Below are 19,000 nucleotides of genomic sequence, written 5' to 3'. Positions count from 1 at the left end.
TCTCCTTTACTATAAGTCTAATTCAGCCATTTGTGCATTTTCTTGAATAAATTCACGTCTTGGTTCAACTTTTTCACCCATCAACATATCAAACATCGCATCTGCTTGCATGGCATCATCTAAATCTATTTGCCATAAGACACGATTTTCAGGATTCATTGTTGTATCCCATAACTGTTCAGCATTCATTTCTCCTAAACCTTTATAACGTTGAATAGATATTTTCGCATTTTCACCAAGTTCTTCTTTTTCTTTTCCAATTCATAATCAGAATATAAATAAAATTCTTCTTTCCCATGTTTTAATAAATATAATGGTGGTTGTGCTGCATAAACAAAACCTTCTTCAATCAATGGTTTTAAGAAACGATATAAGAAAGTTAACATCAAAATACGAATATGCCCACCATCAACATCGGCATCGGTCATAATAACAATCTTATGATATCTTAATTTACTAATATCAAATTCTTCTCCAATACCTGTTCCAAAAGCTGTAATCATTGAACGAATTTCAGCATTTCCTAAGATTCTATCCAATCTTGATTTTTCAACATTTAAAATCTTACCACGTAATGGAAGAATAGCTTGAGTTCTTCGATCTCTACCCATTTTGGCACTACCACCGGCAGAATCCCCTTCGACAATAAAGACTTCACATTCACTTGGATCCTTAGATGAACAATCCGCTAATTTTCCTGGTAATGCGATACTATCTAAAGCTGTTTTTCTTCTTGTCATTTCTCTAGCACGTTTGGCTGCCATTCTGGCACGACTAGCAACAATTGCTTTATTAATAATAATTTGAGCCGTATTAGGATTTTCTAATAAGAATTTATCTAAGGCATTAGAAATAATATTACTTGCGATTTTTCTCACTTCGGCATTTCCTAATTTTGTTTTGGTTTGTCCTTCATATTGAGGATCAGGATGTTTAACAGAAATAATCGCTGTTAAACCTTCACGACAATCATCACCACTTAAAGATTCTTCATCTTTTTTCAAGAAGTTATTATTTTTTGCATAATTATTAATCACTCTTGTCAGTGATAAACGGAAACCTTCTTCATGTGTTCCACCTTCATGAGTATTAATGTTATTACAGAAAGAATAGATATTGGGTTGATATCCATCATTATATTGCATACCCACTTCTACTTTAATATCATCAATTTCATCTTCAACATAAATGATTTCATCATGAATTGCTGTTTTATTACGATTTAAATAAGCAACATATTCTTTAATACCACCTTCATAATGATATTCATTTTTCTTTGTTGGTGTTTGACGCTTATCTTCTAAAATAAGTTTTAATCCTTTATTTAAGAAAGCTAATTCACGAATTCTTTGATTCAATGTTTCAAAATCATAAACAGTTGTTTCTTCAAAGATTAAAGGATCAGCTTTAAAAGTGACTGTTGTTCCTGTATCATCACAATCACCAATAATCTTTAATTCTTCTGCAGGCTGTCCACCTTTTTCAAAACGTTGATAATAAATATGACCATCTCTATGAACATGGACTTCCAGCCATTCACTTAAAGCATTCACAACGCTGGCACCAACACCATGTAAACCACCGGAAACTTTATAGCCTCCACCACCAAATTTACCACCAGCATGTAAAACTGTAAAAATAGTTTCGACAGTACTTTTCCCTGTTTTAGCATGAATACCTGTTGGCATACCACGTCCATTATCAATAACTTTGACAATATCTCCTGCTTCTAATACTACTTTAATTTCACTGCAAAAACCTGCCAATGCCTCATCAATAGAGTTGTCAACAATTTCCCATACTAAATGATGTAAACCTCTAGAAGAAGTTGAACCAATATACATACCTGGTCTTTTTCTAACAGCTTCTAATCCTTCCAAAACCTGAATATCTGATTCATTATAACTGTGTTGAACTTTATTTTCTTCCATAGCTTTCTCCTTTCACATTTCCTTTTTCAATAGTGATTTTCTTTGCTTTATCAATAACTTGATGGTGAATACCATCAATATTGGTAGAAGTTAAAAAAGTTTGAACTTTTCCATCAATCAAATTCAATAACTTTGTTTTCCTTATATCATCTAATTCACTTAAAACATCATCTAACAATAAAACAGGATATTCCCCTATTTCTTTTTTTATTAATTCTAATAAAGCAATCTTAATAGATAAAACAATTGATCTTTGTTGTCCCTGAGAAGCATAAGTCAGAGCATCTTGATCATTTAAACACATTGTTAAATCATCTTTATGTATTCCATGTGTTGTTTGTTTGAAAACAATATCTTTTTGATAATTCTTTTGATAATCTTTCAAAATACTTTCATAACTCATATCTTTATAATAAGTTTTATATTGAATAGTTAAAGTTTCTTGATGTAAAGATATATAATCATACATTTTTGTTGCAATTGTATTTAATAACTCTACAAATTCTATTCTTTTCTTTAATAATCGAACTTGTAAAGCTGCCATTTGTTCTGAAAGAACTTCTAAATAATCATCAGCTTTTAAATGTTTTTCATTTAATAATTTCAAATATTTATTTCTTTCTTTTAATAATCTTTGATATTTATTAAAATCATACATATAGATAGGTGATATTTTAGATAGCTCCATATCAATAAGTTTTCTTCTTAATTTAGGACTTCCCTTTATCAACATTAAATCTTCTGGCACAAATAAAACAACATTTAAATAGCCAACATAATCACTTGTCTTTTTAATTTCATTATGATTTATCAAAGCTTTTTTCCTAACTTTGATAAAATCATTTCTAAATCTAATATCTTATGATTATTTGTAATCTGTCCATAAATTTTCGCAAAATCCTGATCAAAATAAATCATTTCATCAATAATCTTTGTTTTAAAACTCTTAGACATTGATAAAATATAAATAGCTTCTAGTAAGTTGGTTTTTCCTTGTGCATTTTGACCGATAAAAATATTAATAAAAGGATCAAATTCAATAGAACAATGAGCATAATTTCTAAAATTCTTTAATTCAATACGATTAATCTTCATTGTTGATTTGGTAATCTTCTCCATTAAAAGAAACAATATCTTGATGATAGAGCTTTTTGCCACGTCTTGTTTCCACTTCACCATTGACAAGCACTAATCCATCTCCAATGACTATTTTTGCCTCAGCACCACTACTCCCAGCATCAGCTAATTTGAGTAATTGACCTAAAGTAATATAGTCACTATAAATCTTGATTGCTTTCATACTTTTATCACCCATACTTTCATAACCTGAACCATTATACCACAAAAACATCAAAAATGGTAGTTTTTATGGGTTATATTCGCTATTTATAAAAAAAGACTTAAAACTCATTTTTATATAAAAACGTCTTAAATGCTAAATTTAAGCTAAAAAAGATATGTTATCTATTTTTTGTTTAAAAAGTTTGTTTGTCAAAAAATAGCAATCTTTCCTTATCTAATCGCTTGACTCATATTTCATCAATAAAAAAAGATATGCTTTCACATATCCTTTAAATATCATCTTTTAACGTTTCTATAATATTTTGTTTTCTAAAATGACGGAATCCTAAATGGAATGTCAACATCATAACTATACATATTACAATAAATGAAATCATATAAGCAAGCCATGATGGATGGAATTCATTCGATAATTCTGAAACAGAATATAAGACATACTCTATACCTAAACATAAAGGTATACTATATATTAAGACTTTCATACCATAAACGAATGATTCATAAAATAATATTTTTGACATATCTTTTTGACTAATACCAACACTCATCATCATTGCAAACTCTTTTTTCTTTTTTCAATACTTGCACTCATCATATTTAAAATATTTAATAAAGTCAATAATACTATAATGGTGACAAAACCATAAACAAAGAATTGAGCGATTTGAGTAATTTGTATAGTCATTTGTGTATTCGCTGTGACATCTAATGTATTTATTCCCATTGATTCTAATGTTTCACATATTTCACTATGTTGATCTGTTTGAATATAATAATCAATACCACCATTTTCTATTTGATTTCTTTGAATATAATCTAATGAAACAATAACAGAAATCGTATGTTGATTTGTTAGATAATATTTATCTTTTGTATGAATAAGTTCAATAGAATCAAATAACTCTAAAGATTTATAAGTATTATTATTTCCATCATATATTTCATATTCAATTTTCTTTATAAAATCTTTATCCATTTTTAGATATGGTTTATCATATTTTATTTCTTGAGCATCATCAGTAACAATCGTGATTGATCTATCATAAATCAATGCCTGATTATCACTTGGTTGAATATCATTATCTTGACAAAGTTGTCGAAAATGTAAATCATCTAAAGCATATAAACCTATATTTGAATCTGGATTTTCATACTGAAGATAATCTGTATTCATATCTACACTAACATAATTATATGCAACGATATAATAATCATCTACACCTTTTGTTTTTAATGTTTTATTCAAATCTTGAATATCATTTAATGATGCATAAGCAATAACATCATAATTTCTCAAATGACTCTCTTCCTTTATTTTTCCTACAAACATTTGACTAAAACTAAAAACTGTAATAAACAAACACATAGATATAACAAGCGACAGCACAATAACTTTAGAACGTTTACCTTGTCTTTTATAATTTTTTAATGCCATTTGTCCTGAAATAGAACCATATTTTCGCATCAAGATATTAACTTTAAGTTTTGATTTTTTAACTTTAATTTCATCACTTTTTCTTAATGCATCCATAACTGAAATTTTTGATATTTTTCTAGCTGGAATATAGAGAGCTATCATAACAGTTATAAAACTTAATATCATAACAATCATTAAATAAACAATAGATATTTGAGGATAAATAATAATACCTGTTTGTTTAATAATATCTATTTCATTAACAAATTGAAAAGTAATCGTTAAACCTATATAACTTATCATAATTCCTAAAGGAATAGCTATTATTGACAATATCAATCCTTCAAAATAAACTGAGCGTTTCTTTTGTTTTGGAGTTGCACCAACACTTGACAACATGCCTAAATATTGAATACGATCCGTTGTAGATAAATGAAATGCTTGATAGATAATCATAATGGATGTAATGACAATCACCAACATTAAAATACCAATCATTTTATAAATATCTAAAAAAGATGATGATGAATTTTTTCAAAAATATCTTGAATTGCAAGATAACCTGTATGATATTCAATACCTATAGCATATCCTTTTTCTTTTAGCTTATCTTTTAATTGTTCAGTATGTTCAAAGATATGTGTAGAAACATTCTTATCTCTGATATATACAGTAGGACTTTCATTCATATCAACATAAGTGATTCCTTGACAAGTATCCTTGAAATGATTTTTAATTTGATAAAAAGACATAATTCCAACAATTTCATATGTTTTTTCATCATTAAATTGAATATTATCACCTATTTTTTTATTTATATGATTTTCTTCTAAAAAAGATTGACTTAATATAATTTCATGAGAATCATCAGGTAATCTTCCTTCAAGAATATAATCTTGTATTCCCAATTTTTGAAAATAAACAGAATCACCTGCTAATACAGATATAGAAAAATCATCATAATCATAATTTAACATTGAAGACATATAATATTCATCTATATCTGGATCATTTTTAATGATATTAATAACATTATCATTTACTCCATATATATCATAATGATAATCTCCCTCTGTTTGTTCTAAATAATTTTTATAATAATCTTTCCCTGATGAAAAAGCTATACCTACACAGCTCATCATGATCACTGATACCATGATGCATAGTAACGTCAGCAGACTTCTTTTCTTGTTCGCTTTCAAATACCTTAAAGTCAATGTATTCATGATTTTCATTTTCTTAGAACCTCATCTTTTTTGATTTTTCCATCTTCTATCACGATGATTCTGTCTGCCTGCATTGCGATACGCTCATCATGTGTTATCATGATAAGTGTCTGTTTATATCTTTTCTGGGTTAATTTCAATAAGTCTATGATTTCCTTACTGTTCTTTGAATCTAGGTTTCCTGTTGGTTCATCTGCCAGAACCAATGATGGTGCATTCATTAATGCTCTCCCTATCGATACACGCTGTTGTTGTCCTCCTGACAGTTCTCTTGGCAGATGATTCTCTCTTGATTTTAGATCAAGTATATTGAGTAGTTCATCCAATCTATCCTGATTCACCTTTTGATTATCCAATAGTACCGGTAATGTGATGTTTTCCTTTACTGTCAATATTGGAATCAGATTATAGAACTGATAAATCAATCCAACTTCTCTACGTCTGAAGATGGCTAGTTCATTTTCATCCTTTTGATAGACATTTTGACCATTGACAATGACTTCACCACTTGTTGGCTTGTCAACACCACCAATCAAATGAAGCAATGTACTTTTACCTGAGCCAGAAGAACCAACAATGGCAATGAACTCACCCTTTTCAACAGAAAAGGAAACATTGTCTAAAGCAACAACTTTATTTTTACCACTTCCATAAATCTTAGATAAGTCTTTCACTTCAAGAATAGTCATATACCATCCCTCCTTATCCTCATTTTAACAAATAAAAATGACAAACCCATGACAATAAAGTGACAGATTTGTCATAATTAATATATTTATACATTTTCTTTATAAAAATGAATTATGAAACGTGTGCCAGGATAAGTATTTTCAACTTGAATAGTTCCATTTTGTTTTTCAACAATCATTAAACTTAAAGCCAATCCAATACCAACACTATCACTTTTAGAATTTTTCCCTTTATAAAATCTTTCAAATAAATGAACAATATCTTCCTGCTCAATACCTGGACCATTATCTTGAATTATAATTTCATCATATAAAGGATTTTGATTCATTTCTATTGAAATAATCCCATCTTGATCAACATGTTCGATACAATTTTTTAAAATATTCGATATAGCCTCTAGACTCCATAACACATCACAAGTTAAATATTGTGATTCATGAATATTAGTTTTAACATTAATATTTTTCATATCTAATTGTATTTCAAAAGGTTTTAATAATTGATTTAAAAAATCTTGTTGTTGAATGGATTCTTGATGAAAAGTAACTGTTTGTGCATCTAATTGAGCCATCTTTAATAAACTCATAACTAACCATTCTATTTTATCCAATAATTTCTTTTCATCTTTCAATAACTGTCTTTTTTCTAAACCTTCTGCCTTCATTAATCTTTCATGAATTAAATTTAAAGAAGTTAACGGTGTTTTCATTTGATGAGATATATCTTCAAGATAATCTTTTAAAATCTTCTTTTCTGTTTCTAATAAATGATTTTGTTCATAAATTTTATTAACCAATTTACATATATCAGTCTCTAAAATAGACAAAATACCCTCTTTATACTTTTGAATATAAAAGTCATTTTGATGAAATAAAATATGATTAATCTGTTGAGAAATGTGTTTTAATTTTTGACTTTGATTATAAATATAAAAACATAAGAAACCTATAATCAAACATAATATCACTATAACAATAATCATCTCAATCACCTAACTGATAACCCAATCCTCTTTTGGTTTGAATGATTTGAGGGTTTTGAGGATCATCTTCTATCTTTGTACGTAGTCTTTTAATATAAACTGTCAATGTATTATCATTCATATCTTCTCCAGTTAATTGAAAGAGTTCTTCTAATAAGAAATCTCTTGTCAATAAATGATGAGCATGTTGGATAAAGATTAATAATAATTTATATTCTAATGCTGAAAGAAAGATTTCTTGATGATTTTTATAGACTTTTGCTTGTGTGATTTGAACTTGAAGATTTTGATATTGAAAGATTTGTTCTTGTTTTTTATATCTTCTTAATATATTTTGAATACGTGATAATAAAATACGAGGTTGAAAAGGCTTTGAGATATAATCATCAGCTCCTAAATTAAATCCTGTAATAATACTAAATTCATCACTTTGTGCAGTTAAAAAGATAATAGGAATATCATAGTAAGCTTTAATTTCATTATATAAAGAAAAACCATTACCTTCTTTTAAAGAAATATCTAATAAGATTAAATCAATGGTTTGATTTTCAAGCACTTGCATGGCTTTCTTTTGTCCATCAACACTGATAAAATAATAACCATTTTCTTCTAAGTAAGATTTTAAATGTTTAATAATCTGTAAATCATCTTCAACAAGTAATATTTTTTCCATACCATCACCAATTTCCATTATAACAAAAAAGCAAGTCAATCATAGACTCGCTTAATATGTTCTTACTGGTAAAACTAATTGAATAATATCTTCTCTTTCAAAATCTTTAATAATGAATGGTTTCATTTCTCCAGTAAATAAAACACGAACTTTTTGTCCATTAATACTTTTAATGGCATCAGTTAAATATCTTGCACTAAATGAAATTTTTAAAGGTTCACCTTTAAAGAAAGCTCTTGATAGATTTTCTTCTACAGAACCAATTTCTTGAGAAAATGATGATAAAATTACTGAATCTTGATTCATTGTCAATTTAACAATATTTGTTTGTTCATTTGTTAATAATGAAGCTCTATCAATAGAATTTAATAAGCTTGTACTATCAATACTCATTGAATAATCAAAGCTATCAGGAATTAAACGACCAGTATCTGGGAAAGTTCCATCAATTAATCTTGTTTGAATTAAAACAAGATCAAAAACAAATAAAACTTTACGATCAGAAACATATAAATCAATCAATTCATCTTTTTCAATAATACGACTAATTTCAATTAAACTCTTTTTAGGAATAATAATATTAAATGAAATATCAGAATCAATATTTAAGATACGTTTAGCAAGACGATAACTATCTGTCGCAATACATTCTAGAACATGATTTTTTGCCTTAAAGTTAACACCTGTTAAAACTGGTCTTGTTTCTTTTTCACTTGTCGCAAAAGATGTTTGTTCAATGGCTTCTTTTAAATCAGTTGATTTCATCTGTAAATTAACACCAGTTTTATTTAAATCAATACGAGGATAATCAATATAAGATGTTCCATTTAAATCAAAACGAGAGTTAGCTCCTTCAATTCTCGTAAGTGTTCCATCAACAATAAAAATATGTACATCTTCAGAATCAATCTTTTTAATAATTTCTAATATATAACGTGAAGATAAAACAACACTACCTGTTTCCATGATTTCAATATTGTCATGAATACTTGTTTGAATGGTAATATCACTATCACTACCCGTTAAAATTAATTCATCATCTTTTAAGTTAAACTTAATTCCAGTTAAAACAGGAAGTGGACTTTTTATAGAAACTGCTCTAGAAACTTTTGTTAGAGCATTTAATAATTCTAATCTTTTAATTTTAAAATTCATAAATGATCTCCTTTATATTTTATATTATTTAAATAATATCATAATAATAATACTGTGCACAATATGAATAAGTCAAAAAAAGTAACGTTTTATTCATTGTTTTTTTATTTTTTATATGTGCATAAGTTGTGGATAACTGTGCATAACTTTTACACAAGTTTCTTTTTGATCTCTTGAATAGCTTGACGATAATTCATATCTTTATCTAATTTTTGTTGGACTTTATGACAAGCTTTCATCACTGTAGAATGATCACGTCCACCAAATTCATGACCAATTTGAATAAACGAAATATCTTCAATTAATTCTCTAACTAAATACATGGCAATATGTCTAGCGACAATAATACTTGATGTTCTTGATTTAGAATTGATTTGAGCAACTGTTAAATTATAGTAATCAGCTACACATTTTTTTATATTTGATACTGTGAGTTCTTTCTTTTGAACAGGTTGATTATAGGAATCACTAAAAGCTTCTAAAGCAAAATTTAAATCAATAACATCTAATTTTTTACCACATATTAACTTATAAAATAATAATCTTTTTAAACTTCCTTCAAGTTCTCTAACATCTGTATTAAAGTGTGTCGCAATAAAATCTAAGACTTCTTCCGTAATAGGATAATCAACATTTTCAATTTCTATCTTCTTTCTTAATATAGCTTTGGCGGTTTCAAATTCCGGTGTATCAATACTAACAGTTAAACCAGATGAAAAACGACTGACAAGACGACTTTCCATTCCTTTTAAATCTCGAGGTGGTTTATCTGATGTAATGACAATTTGTTTTTTATTACTAATTAAGGTATTGAAAATGTTAAAAAAGATTTCACTTGATGATTCTTTGGTTGCCATAAATTGAATATCATCTATTAATAAGATATCCATTTGACGATATTTATAGTTAAATTCATCCATAGAATGATTCGCTAATGATTGAATATATTCATTAACGAAATTTTCACTTGTTGTAAATAAGACATGAATAGATGGATCACGTTTTTTAGCATAATTCCCAATAGCATTTAATAAATGTGTTTTTCCAAGTCCAGAATTACTATGTATAAATAAAGGACTGTAGGAAACACCAGGTTTCATCGCAACCGCTAATGATGCATTTTGCGCAATACGGTTACTATTACCAATAACGAAATTATCAAAAGTCAAATCAGGATTTAAATGATCATCAAATTGTAAGAGATGCTCATGATTCACGTGACTTTGTTTAAAATCTTCTTCAGTCATTAAGTGTAGCTGATAATGACCATTGGTTACTGTGTTATAGATTTCTTGTAAATGTGTTAAGTAAGGTTCAACAACATCATAGCTCCATTTGGTATCAACGGTAATTGTGACTACACTGCCAACAATGTCTTTAATTTCCAAGGTAGTGAAAAAAGAATCAAAACCAATCTTATCTAAACCATAATCATCAAGTTTTCCCTGAAACAAGCTTAAAGTTTTTTGCCAGTTCATATCTAAATTATTCATTTTCACCATCTCCAAGACACATTATAAAGGAAAAAGTGCATAAATAGAAGATAAAAAAAATTGTACACAACTTATTCACATAGTTATGCACATCAAAATATATTGATATAACGGGCTTTTTTTAATTTTACACAAATTTTCATAGATGTGAATTGTGCATAAAAAGTTATGCCATGTGCACAACTGTGCACAATTTTCCACAGTTTTTCTTATTCACACTAAAAGTAACAAAGAATGCACATGAAAATTGTCGATATATGTGGATTTTTGAATAGTTATGCACAATTGTGCATAACTTTCTAGAATATGTGCATAAACTGTGAACAGTGTATGATTTCCTCTTTCTAGTATATGCAAATAGATTTAAAAATATAACAATCCAGTAAAAGAAAATGCTTGATTTATCAAATAATTTTAGATATTTTCATTGACTTATAAAAACAAAACTCATATAATAATGAGGCATATGTTATTGTGTATAAAAAAATTTACTAATTTGGAGGTGTAAAGAATGAAAAGAACATATCAACCAAATAAGAGAAAAAGATCAAAAACTCATGGTTTTAGAGCTAGAATGGCAACAGTAGGCGGAAGAAAAGTACTTGCTCGTCGCCGTAAGAGAGGAAGAAAAGTTTTATCTGCCTAACAAAAAATTCCACTTCAATGTGGTTTTTTTTCTAAAAAAATATGAAAAAAGAGTATCGAATTAAAAAGAATGAAGATTTCCAGTCTATTATTAAAAAGAAAAAATCAGTTGCTAATAGACAATTTGTTGTGTATTGTGCACCGAGTCAAGAACATTTAAGAGTGGGAATCTCTGTTAGTAAAAAGTTAGGTCATGCTGTTGTTCGTAATAAGATAAAAAGACAAGTCAGAATGATGGTTCAACAAGTTTTTGATAAAGATCAGAAAATGGATTTTATTATTATAGTGAGATATAATTATTTAAATTGTTCATATCAGGATAATTTAAAGAGTTTAATATCTCTATATAATAAAATAAGTAGAAGGATGGAAAAGTAACAATGTATTTAGATCAACGTACAAAGAAGTTTTTAAAGGTATTTGCTTTAGTAGCCGTTGTCGTACTATTAGTGGGATGTACAAGTAATCTTGATAAAAATGGAGAACTTATTGCATCACGTGCTATTAATGAGTCAACACCTTGGAGTTTAAGTGATTTAGGATTTTTTGATTTTATATTAACTTATCCTATCGCTAGAGGTATTTTATTTATTAGTAATATGTTAGGTAACGTTGCTTGGGGAGTTGTTGGAATGACAATCTTCATTAACTTATTAATTTTACCTATCATGATCAAATCAACTGAATCAACTCAAAAAATGCAGTTGCTTCAACCAGAAATGGAAAAAATTCAAAGAAAATATGCTGGTAGAAAAGATCAGGCTTCTCAAATGAGACAAAGTGCTGAAATCCAAGCTTTATATAAAAAGCATAATATTAGCATGTTTAGTAGTTTTACAACATTTTTAACATTACCAATCATGCTTGCAGTATGGCAGGCTGTTCAAAGAGTTGAAATTTTATATAAATCAACATTATTTGGATTACGATTAGGTGTGACACCGATGTCAGCTATTACAAATGGTGAATGGGCATATATTGTTATTGTTGCATTAGTTGGTATTACACAATATTTTGCTATTGAAATTAACAATATTATGTTAAAGAGAAATCCTCGTTATAAGGTTTCAAAACAACAACAATCAATGAAAACAATGAATATTGTGATGACTGTGATGATTGTTTGGTTTGCAGTATCTATGCCAACAGCAATGTCATTATATTGGATTACAACAAGTTTAATTACAATTGCAAGAACAGTTTATATTCAGCTTTACCATATTGAAAAGAAAAAAGATAAATAAGGACTGGGCAAATATATGAAAATATATGAAGGAAAAACTTTAGATGATGTGATTCAACATGCTTGCCAAGATTTAGGAATCACTCCTGATGAATTGACATATGAAATTATTGAAGAAAAAAAGGTTTGTTTTCTAAAAAAGTTGTGATTGAATGTTATTGTGAAAGTATGGTTCAAGAATACTTGGAAAACTTTGTTAGAAAAACATTAACAAATATGGAATTTCAAGTAGAAACAGTTTCTTATATTCAAAATGGACGTATTTATTGCAATATTAATTCTGATAACAATTCTATTTTAATTGGTAAAAATGGAGTTATTTTAAGAGCTTTTAATTTTATCGCAAGACAAGCTGTTCAAAATGAATTTAAGAAAAGATTTGAAATTAGTTTAGATATTAATGGTTATAAAGAAAATAGATATAAAAAAGTTTCAGCTATGGCAAAAAGACTTGGTAAACAAGTTTTAAGAACAAAGATTGCAGTAAAACTTGATCCTTTACCTGCTGATGAAAGAAAAGTTGTACATCAAACAATTTCTGATTTTAATAAACATTTAAAGACAGAAAGTCAAGGAGAAGGAAAAGAAAGATTTACGACAATTTCATATGTAGAATAAAAAATGCATCAACTATCTTAGGGTAGTTGATGTTTTTTATTCATTTCCTCTTTTAAGAGGAAAAAATTGGAATGAAGGGATAGATTATATTTATAGTATAATAATGTTGGTGAGAATATGGATAAAAAAAGATTAATTAAGATTATTAAAATATTAAGTCAAAGTCAACAACCTATTAAAGGAAAAGAATTATGTGAAGAACTAGGTGTGACAGTGAGAACACTTAGAAATGATATTAAAGAATATCGTCATGAACTATCGAATCATGGTTTAGAAATTGTATCTAAACATGCAGTGGGATATTCTTTAATAATACATAATGAAGAAGAATATTTTCAATATATTGAAGAACTAATGAAAAGTGAATCACAGAATCAAATGTTAATACCTATTTATCCTGAAGAAAGAATTGATTATTTGATTAAGATGTTTTTAACATCGGATGATTATATAAAGATAGAAGATATATGTGATATGATATTTGTTAGTCGTTCGACATTAAGTCATGATTTAAAAGAAGTAAGAGAAAAATTAAAATACTTTCATTTAGATTTAGAAACCAAACCAGCTTATGGTTTAAAAATAAAAGGTAGTGAATTTCATAAACGTTCATGCATTTCACAATATTTTTTCCATATTCATGGTGGCGATGAAAGTTATCTTCAAAAAGCGAAGGCATCTAAACAACAAGAAATTATTTCTAATCTTTTATATAAAACAATGGTTGAACAACAATTTAAGCTAACAGATATGGGATTTGAGAATCTTGTGATTCATATCATGATTGCTTTGATTCGATTAAAAGAAGTTCAATCCAATACACCCTATGAATATGATGAATATATCATAGAAAGTCGAGAATACAATATTGCGACAATTTTATGTAAAAAATTAGAAGATGAATTTCATATTTGTTTTCCACAGATAGAAGTCTATTATATTGCTTTACATTTATCAGGAAAGAAAGCTGTTCAATATAATACCAATCACTTAATTGTCAATCAGGAATATGAAGATTTATTAGAAAGAATATTTAGGGAGATTGCTGATAAATATCATATGGATTTTACAATGGATATGGATTTAAAAACATCATTGACATTACATATTTTACCCATGATGAATAGATTAAAATATCAGATGGTTATTCAAAATCCATTATTGGAACAAATTAAAATAGAAAATTCTTTAGCTTTTGAAATGAGTATTTTAACAGCGAATATTATTCATCAAATTTATCATGTGGAAATGAATGAAAATGAAATGGGGTATATTGCGTTACATTTTCAACTTGCAATAGAAAGATATCAAAAACAAGGTCCTAAAAAGAATATTATTATTATTTGTGCCAGTGGTATGGGAAGTTCACAGATTTTGTTATATAAGATAAGACAAAAGTTTAAGGATTATATTCAAAGTATTTATATTACTGAATTATATGAATTACCTAATATTGATCAATCTGTTTATGATTTTATTTTAACAACTGTACCGATTCCATTTCAAACAGAGATACCAAGTATTCATGTTCAATATTTCTTAGATGATCAAGATGTTTTAATGTTGAGTGATGCTTTTCAACAACAAAGTGAAACATTATCATTTATTGATCAATATTTTTCAGATAATTTATTTTTCTTAGATTTAAAAGGAAAAGATAGTAAACAATTGATTCATGAAATGTGTTCAAGAATAGCAATGGTAAAAGATGTGCCTAATCAATTTGAAGATGAAGTCATGAAAAGAGAAAAATATTCAGTAACAGAGTTTGGTAATGCGATAGCCATGCCACATCCAATGAAACCTATAACTGATTCAACTTTTGTGGCAGTGGGTATTTTAAAGAAACCAGTGAAATGGAAAAGACAATATGTAAAATATATTTTCTTATTGTCTATTCAAAAAGATTCAAAAGAAGCCTTAGGGTTACTTCATGAAACGTTATCAGCTTTAGTTTATGATAAAAAGGCTTTACAAGAATTAGAAAAGAATCCATCATTGGATGATTTAAAGACAATATTAAGAAAAACTGCGAAAGAACAAGAAAAGAATGATATAGATGTTTTATTTGGTTAATAACTTCCTCTTTTAAGGTGAAATTGATTCAATTTAAGTATTTTTATTTTAATTTATAATGAAAGTAGGTGAAAGGTAAATATGAAAATTCTATTATGTTGTTCAGCTGGGATGTCATCAAGTCTATTAGCTAAAAAAATGAGAATAGCTACCAAAGAACAAGGGATAGATTGTGTTGTAGCTTCAGTCAGTGTTATCCAAGTATCTCAGTATATAGATAAAGCTGACTTTGTCCTTGTTGCTCCTCAATTAGAACATGAATATAAAAGAATTCTTCAATATGCCAGACCACTACAAATACCTGTCTTACTCATCGGCCGAAAAGAGTATGGGGAAATGGATGGAAAATCTGTTTTGGTAAGAGTATTAAAGAAAATAGAATTGAATCAGGAGGAAATAAAAATGGATAAAGTATCAGCAGTTATTGAAAGCAAATTAATGCCGATTGCTTTAAAGTTTGGGAGTAATAGAACCCTATCAATTATACGTAATGCAATGTGTGCCTCAATGGCATTGTTGATTATTGGGAGTATTTCAATATTATTAGCGAATATTCCTTATGAACCAATTGCTAATCTTTTAGCACCAGTTGCACCATTCTTTAGTGCAGTGAATGCTTGTACAACAGGAATTTTAGCTTTATTTGTTGCTGGAGCAACTGGTTATTATAGTGCAGAAGCATTCAATGCGAATAAATGGACAAATGTTGTGACATCTTTAGGTGCGTTTGTCTTAACACAATATGATATTGAAACAGGTATTAATATTTCTGGTTTTGGTACTTCAGGTCTTTTGACAGCTATTGTTGTAGGATATGTAACAGTTCGTATCTTATCATTATTTGAAAAAAGAATTGGGTTATTAGAATGCCCGAAGGTGTACCACCAGCAGTTAGTCAATCTTTTTCTTCATTAATTCCAGCAACAATTGTATTTGCTATTTTTGGAATTATTTCCATTGTCTTTAAATTTAATATTAATACATTTATGTCAACTTTAATGTCACCTATTTCATTATTATTAAATACACCATGGGGATATGCTATATATCATGCTTTAATGGGATTGGTTTTCTTCTGTGGTATTAATAGTGCAGTTATTTGTGATGTAGCCTATCCATTTATTTTAGCTAATGGAGTCGCTAATGAAGAAGCGATTGCTGCTGGACAGGCTGCTTTGTTTCCAGCAACTTATGGAACAGATACATTAATCTGGGCTGGTGGAACCGGAGCAACTATTGGACTTATGATTTTAATGACTTTTATGGCTAAAAGTAAATATTTTAAAACTTTAGGTAGAATGTCAATTGGTCCAGGAATCTTTAATATTAATGAACCTATCATTTTTGGTACACCAATTTGTTTTAACCCAATTTTCTTAATTCCATTTGTTTTATTACCAGGAATTCTTGCTTTTACCACATTTGTATTGATGACATCAGGTATTATAGCTATGCCAACTGTATCAATGGTTCCATGGACAACACCTCCAATTATTATTGGTTTCTTAATGACAAGTGGCGCATGGTCCACAACAATATGGGCATTTTTAGTTGTCGTTATTTCTTTAGTTGTTTATTATCCATTCTTTAAGATTGCAGATAAGCAACAATACCAAAAAGAATTAAATGAAGAAAACATAGAAGAATAATGAAAGGAAGATAGTTATGACAAAATTATCTAAAAACTTTCTATGGGGCGTAAGTATTGCTGCCCATCAACTAGAAGGAGCATGGCAGGTAGATGGTAAGGGTCCTGGTATCATGGATTTTGCTACTTCTGGTACTTATGAAAAGCCTAGAGAATTTACTTTAGAAATTGAAGAAGATAAAAAATATCCTTCTCATGAAGGTATTGATTTCTACCATCGCTATAAACAAGATATTGAACTCCTTGCCCAAATGGGATTCAAGGCTTTGAGAATTTCTATTGACTGGTCAAGAATATTTCCTCATGGTGATGAGGATATGCCAAATGAAAAAGGACTAGCCTATTATCATGATGTTGTAGATACTTTGATTCAACATGGCATTGAACCGATTATTACACTCTATCATTTTGAAATGCCAGTCTATCTTGTGCGTCATTATGATTCATGGCTCAATCGTAAAGTTATAGATTTCTATTTACATTATGTTGAAACTGTTGTCAAATCATTTAAAGGAAAAGTTAGATATTGGGTAACCTTCAATGAAATGAATCACATTGATCCTCAAACAGAAGCATCCGACATCTTTACATATATTATTGCTGGATTGAAATACAGTGAGATTGAAGGGAACAAAAAGAAGTTCTCGCTCGCATAGGCTATAATATGACTCTAGCAGGAGTAAAAGCCACAAAATTAATTCGAGAAATAGATGAAAACAATAGGGTAGGATGTGTCTTTGGGATTACACCAACCTATCCAAAGGACTGCAATCCACAGAATGTCATGAGAGCATTTAAGGATATGGATAGAGATTACTATCAGATAGATGCGATGTGTAATGGATCATTTCCAAAATATAAAATCAAGGAATATGATGATTTTGGTATCCATTTAGAAATCACAAAAGAAGATGAAAAAGCCTTTTTCGAAGGAAAGCTAGATTTTATAGGGATGAACTATTATTCTAGTGAAGTATCAAAAGCAGAAGATGAAGAAGGAGAGACACTGTGGGGTGGAACACAAAATCCATATTTGAAACAAAGCAAATGGGGATGGGCAATTGATCCCATTGGTTTAAGATACTTATTAAATTATACCTATCGAAAATACGAATTACCAATCATGATTACTGAAAATGGTATTGGTGCTGTTGACAAAATGGAAGATGGAAAGATTCATGATGATTATCGTATTGAATATCTTCAGACACATTTGAGTGAAATGAAGAAAGCCATTTTAGAAGATCATGTAGAATGTTTTGGTTATTTGATGTGGGGTCCAATTGATCTTGTTTCAGCCACAACAGGAGAAATGAAAAAACGTTATGGATTTATCTATGTAGATAAACATGATGATGGAAGTGGAGATTTATCAAGACATAGAAAAGATAGTTTTTATTGGTATAAACATATCATAGAAACCCAAGGAGAAGAACTCTAAAAGAAAACTCTATCAATGAGAAATCAATCTCATGATAGAGTTTTTAAATAATAGGTGTTCCAATATTTTTATCTAATCGCCATGATGGAGCTAAATCATCATCACCCCAATATTCATCAATAGAAATAATTTTATGATCTTTTATCTTTATAAAAGAAACGACATGAAATGATAATTGATGATTAGTTGAAAAGACATTGACAACACTAATTATTAAATCATTGAGATATTCAATTCTTTCTATATTTCCATCCCAATGACCAGGATATTCACAATTGGCTTGTATAAATTCATCAACAGTAAAATGTTCATTTGTACAATGCCAATTAATATAAGCATCTTCATTAAAAAAATGACGTAAATCTTTTGCATTTTGTGTTAATACAGCATTCCAAAACTCATGAATATTCATAATGATCTCCTTTATACTTATTTATTTTTATTCTTATTTTCTAAACTT

General features: G+C 28.4%; 22 protein-coding genes and 1 pseudogene. 10 read left to right on the top strand and 13 right to left on the bottom strand.

Annotation, left to right across the window (positions count from 1 at the left end; translation table 11 throughout):
* Positions 1–9 precede the first annotated feature (9 nt).
* The 12 genes and pseudogenes from gyrB to dnaA form a co-directional block, all read right to left on the bottom strand.
* Positions 10–1,931, bottom strand: a pseudogene (gene gyrB, locus NMU03_RS06575) (DNA topoisomerase (ATP-hydrolyzing) subunit B).
* The gene (gene recF / locus NMU03_RS06570) at positions 1,918–2,745 is read right to left on the bottom strand and encodes a DNA replication/repair protein RecF (protein WP_290141847.1); all 828 of its coding nucleotides are present in this window, start codon (positions 2,743–2,745) and stop codon (positions 1,918–1,920) included. Before recF ends, gyrB begins: the two are co-directional and overlap by 14 nt.
* Positions 2,742–3,026 (bottom strand): AAA family ATPase, encoded by a 285-nt coding sequence (locus NMU03_RS06565; RefSeq protein WP_290141846.1) that lies wholly within the window; start codon positions 3,024–3,026, stop codon positions 2,742–2,744. Before NMU03_RS06565 ends, recF begins: the two co-directional genes overlap by 4 nt.
* The gene (locus tag NMU03_RS06560) at positions 3,016–3,231 is read right to left on the bottom strand and encodes an RNA-binding S4 domain-containing protein (RefSeq protein WP_290141845.1); all 216 of its coding nucleotides are present in this window, start codon (positions 3,229–3,231) and stop codon (positions 3,016–3,018) included. Before NMU03_RS06560 ends, NMU03_RS06565 begins: the two co-directional genes overlap by 11 nt.
* 271 nt (positions 3,232–3,502) lie before the next feature.
* Positions 3,503–3,787, bottom strand: coding sequence for an FtsX-like permease family protein (locus NMU03_RS06555; RefSeq protein ID WP_290141844.1), 285 nt, complete (start codon positions 3,785–3,787; stop codon positions 3,503–3,505).
* Positions 3,784–5,148 carry an ABC transporter permease gene (locus tag NMU03_RS06550; protein ID WP_290141843.1) on the bottom strand — a complete coding sequence of 455 codons (1,365 nt, stop codon included), beginning with the start codon at positions 5,146–5,148 and terminating at the stop codon, positions 3,784–3,786. Before NMU03_RS06550 ends, NMU03_RS06555 begins: the two co-directional genes overlap by 4 nt.
* An 11-nt stretch (positions 5,149–5,159) precedes the next feature.
* Entirely contained in the window at positions 5,160–5,885 is a 726-nt protein-coding gene (locus NMU03_RS06545; RefSeq protein WP_290141842.1) for an ABC transporter permease, read from the bottom strand.
* Positions 5,882–6,565, bottom strand: a complete 684-nt coding sequence (locus NMU03_RS06540; protein ID WP_290141841.1) for an ABC transporter ATP-binding protein — start codon at positions 6,563–6,565, stop codon at positions 5,882–5,884. The genes NMU03_RS06545 and NMU03_RS06540 overlap by 4 nt, the downstream gene beginning before the upstream one ends.
* An 86-nt stretch (positions 6,566–6,651) precedes the next feature.
* Positions 6,652–7,548, bottom strand: a complete 897-nt coding sequence (locus tag NMU03_RS06535; protein ID WP_290141840.1) for a sensor histidine kinase — start codon at positions 7,546–7,548, stop codon at positions 6,652–6,654.
* A 1-nt stretch (position 7,549) separates the two neighbouring features.
* Positions 7,550–8,221 (bottom strand): response regulator transcription factor, encoded by a 672-nt coding sequence (locus NMU03_RS06530; RefSeq protein ID WP_290141838.1) that lies wholly within the window; start codon positions 8,219–8,221, stop codon positions 7,550–7,552.
* 51 nt (positions 8,222–8,272) lie between these two features.
* Positions 8,273–9,376, bottom strand: coding sequence for a DNA polymerase III subunit beta (dnaN, locus tag NMU03_RS06525; RefSeq protein WP_290141837.1), 1,104 nt, complete (start codon positions 9,374–9,376; stop codon positions 8,273–8,275).
* 149 nt (positions 9,377–9,525) lie between these two features.
* The gene (gene dnaA, locus NMU03_RS06520; RefSeq protein ID WP_290141836.1) at positions 9,526–10,869 is read right to left on the bottom strand and encodes a chromosomal replication initiator protein DnaA; all 1,344 of its coding nucleotides are present in this window, start codon (positions 10,867–10,869) and stop codon (positions 9,526–9,528) included.
* Positions 10,870–11,380: 511 nt separating this feature from the next.
* On the opposite strand from dnaA, the gene rpmH reads away from it, so the two are divergent.
* The 10 genes from rpmH (at position 11,381) to NMU03_RS06470 (ending at position 18,540) form a co-directional block, all read left to right on the top strand.
* Entirely contained in the window at positions 11,381–11,515 is a 135-nt protein-coding gene (gene rpmH / locus NMU03_RS06515) for a 50S ribosomal protein L34 (RefSeq protein WP_003535525.1), read from the top strand.
* Positions 11,516–11,556: 41 nt separating this feature from the next.
* Positions 11,557–11,892, top strand: coding sequence for a ribonuclease P protein component (gene rnpA / locus NMU03_RS06510; RefSeq protein ID WP_290141834.1), 336 nt, complete (start codon positions 11,557–11,559; stop codon positions 11,890–11,892).
* Positions 11,893–11,894: 2 nt separating this feature from the next.
* Positions 11,895–12,758, top strand: coding sequence for a YidC/Oxa1 family membrane protein insertase (locus NMU03_RS06505; RefSeq protein WP_290141833.1), 864 nt, complete (start codon positions 11,895–11,897; stop codon positions 12,756–12,758).
* 15 nt (positions 12,759–12,773) lie between these two features.
* Positions 12,774–12,905: a Jag N-terminal domain-containing protein gene (locus NMU03_RS06500; RefSeq protein WP_290141832.1), complete on the top strand. Its 132-nt coding sequence runs from the start codon at positions 12,774–12,776 to the stop codon at positions 12,903–12,905.
* Positions 12,884–13,375: a Jag family protein gene (locus NMU03_RS06495; RefSeq protein WP_290141831.1), complete on the top strand. Its 492-nt coding sequence runs from the start codon at positions 12,884–12,886 to the stop codon at positions 13,373–13,375. The genes NMU03_RS06500 and NMU03_RS06495 overlap by 22 nt, the downstream gene beginning before the upstream one ends.
* A 117-nt stretch (positions 13,376–13,492) precedes the next feature.
* Positions 13,493–15,451, top strand: coding sequence for a BglG family transcription antiterminator (locus NMU03_RS06490; protein ID WP_290141830.1), 1,959 nt, complete (start codon positions 13,493–13,495; stop codon positions 15,449–15,451).
* Between the two features lie 81 nt (positions 15,452–15,532).
* On the top strand, positions 15,533–16,366 hold the full coding sequence (locus NMU03_RS06485; protein WP_290141829.1) for a PTS transporter subunit EIIC: 834 nt from the start codon (positions 15,533–15,535) through the stop codon (positions 16,364–16,366).
* Positions 16,318–17,100, top strand: coding sequence for a PTS transporter subunit EIIC (locus NMU03_RS06480; RefSeq protein WP_290141828.1), 783 nt, complete (start codon positions 16,318–16,320; stop codon positions 17,098–17,100). Before NMU03_RS06485 ends, NMU03_RS06480 begins: the two co-directional genes overlap by 49 nt.
* Before the next feature lie 16 nt (positions 17,101–17,116).
* Positions 17,117–17,755 carry a glycoside hydrolase family 1 protein gene (locus NMU03_RS06475; RefSeq protein ID WP_290141827.1) on the top strand — a complete coding sequence of 213 codons (639 nt, stop codon included), beginning with the start codon at positions 17,117–17,119 and terminating at the stop codon, positions 17,753–17,755.
* A gap of 8 nt (positions 17,756–17,763) precedes the next feature.
* Positions 17,764–18,540 carry a glycoside hydrolase family 1 protein gene (locus NMU03_RS06470; RefSeq protein ID WP_290141826.1) on the top strand — a complete coding sequence of 259 codons (777 nt, stop codon included), beginning with the start codon at positions 17,764–17,766 and terminating at the stop codon, positions 18,538–18,540.
* 43 nt (positions 18,541–18,583) lie between these two features.
* Here NMU03_RS06470 and NMU03_RS06465 read toward each other — a convergent pair whose 3' ends face one another.
* Complete coding sequence (locus NMU03_RS06465; RefSeq protein WP_290141825.1) at positions 18,584–18,952, bottom strand: nuclear transport factor 2 family protein; 369 nt, start codon at positions 18,950–18,952, stop codon at positions 18,584–18,586.
* Between the last annotated feature and the right edge of the window lie 48 nt (positions 18,953–19,000).

This window comes from Allocoprobacillus halotolerans (genome assembly GCF_024399475.1).
Lineage (GTDB): Bacteria > Bacillota_I > Bacilli_A > Erysipelotrichales > Coprobacillaceae > Allocoprobacillus > Allocoprobacillus halotolerans.
The sequence above is the reverse complement of the archived record's forward strand: the minus strand, read 5'-3'. Positions and strand labels throughout refer to the sequence as shown.

Bases quoted from the DNA above. Each gene is read 5' to 3' on its own strand.
- dnaA (WP_290141836.1), bottom strand. From the start codon at position 10,869: ATGAATAATTTAGATATGAACTGGCAAAAAACTTTAAGCTTGTTTCAG.
- NMU03_RS06555 (WP_290141844.1), bottom strand. From the start codon at position 3,787: ATGATGATGAGTGTTGGTATTAGTCAAAAAGATATGTCAAAAATATTA.
- NMU03_RS06545 (WP_290141842.1), bottom strand. From the start codon at position 5,885: ATGAAAATCATGAATACATTGACTTTAAGGTATTTGAAAGCGAACAAG.
- NMU03_RS06540 (WP_290141841.1), bottom strand. From the start codon at position 6,565: ATGACTATTCTTGAAGTGAAAGACTTATCTAAGATTTATGGAAGTGGT.
- NMU03_RS06465 (WP_290141825.1), bottom strand. From the start codon at position 18,952: ATGAATATTCATGAGTTTTGGAATGCTGTATTAACACAAAATGCAAAA.
- NMU03_RS06470 (WP_290141826.1), top strand. From the start codon at position 17,764: ATGACTCTAGCAGGAGTAAAAGCCACAAAATTAATTCGAGAAATAGAT.
- NMU03_RS06500 (WP_290141832.1), top strand. From the start codon at position 12,774: ATGAAAATATATGAAGGAAAAACTTTAGATGATGTGATTCAACATGCT.
- NMU03_RS06480 (WP_290141828.1), top strand. From the start codon at position 16,318: ATGCCCGAAGGTGTACCACCAGCAGTTAGTCAATCTTTTTCTTCATTA.
- dnaN (WP_290141837.1), bottom strand. From the start codon at position 9,376: ATGAATTTTAAAATTAAAAGATTAGAATTATTAAATGCTCTAACAAAA.
- rnpA (WP_290141834.1), top strand. From the start codon at position 11,557: ATGAAAAAAGAGTATCGAATTAAAAAGAATGAAGATTTCCAGTCTATT.
- NMU03_RS06490 (WP_290141830.1), top strand. From the start codon at position 13,493: ATGGATAAAAAAAGATTAATTAAGATTATTAAAATATTAAGTCAAAGT.
- NMU03_RS06530 (WP_290141838.1), bottom strand. From the start codon at position 8,221: ATGGAAAAAATATTACTTGTTGAAGATGATTTACAGATTATTAAACAT.
- NMU03_RS06560 (WP_290141845.1), bottom strand. From the start codon at position 3,231: ATGAAAGCAATCAAGATTTATAGTGACTATATTACTTTAGGTCAATTA.
- NMU03_RS06505 (WP_290141833.1), top strand. From the start codon at position 11,895: ATGTATTTAGATCAACGTACAAAGAAGTTTTTAAAGGTATTTGCTTTA.
- NMU03_RS06485 (WP_290141829.1), top strand. From the start codon at position 15,533: ATGAAAATTCTATTATGTTGTTCAGCTGGGATGTCATCAAGTCTATTA.
- NMU03_RS06550 (WP_290141843.1), bottom strand. From the start codon at position 5,148: ATGATTGGTATTTTAATGTTGGTGATTGTCATTACATCCATTATGATT.
- NMU03_RS06475 (WP_290141827.1), top strand. From the start codon at position 17,117: ATGACAAAATTATCTAAAAACTTTCTATGGGGCGTAAGTATTGCTGCC.
- rpmH (WP_003535525.1), top strand. From the start codon at position 11,381: ATGAAAAGAACATATCAACCAAATAAGAGAAAAAGATCAAAAACTCAT.
- NMU03_RS06535 (WP_290141840.1), bottom strand. From the start codon at position 7,548: ATGATTATTGTTATAGTGATATTATGTTTGATTATAGGTTTCTTATGT.
- NMU03_RS06565 (WP_290141846.1), bottom strand. From the start codon at position 3,026: ATGAAGATTAATCGTATTGAATTAAAGAATTTTAGAAATTATGCTCAT.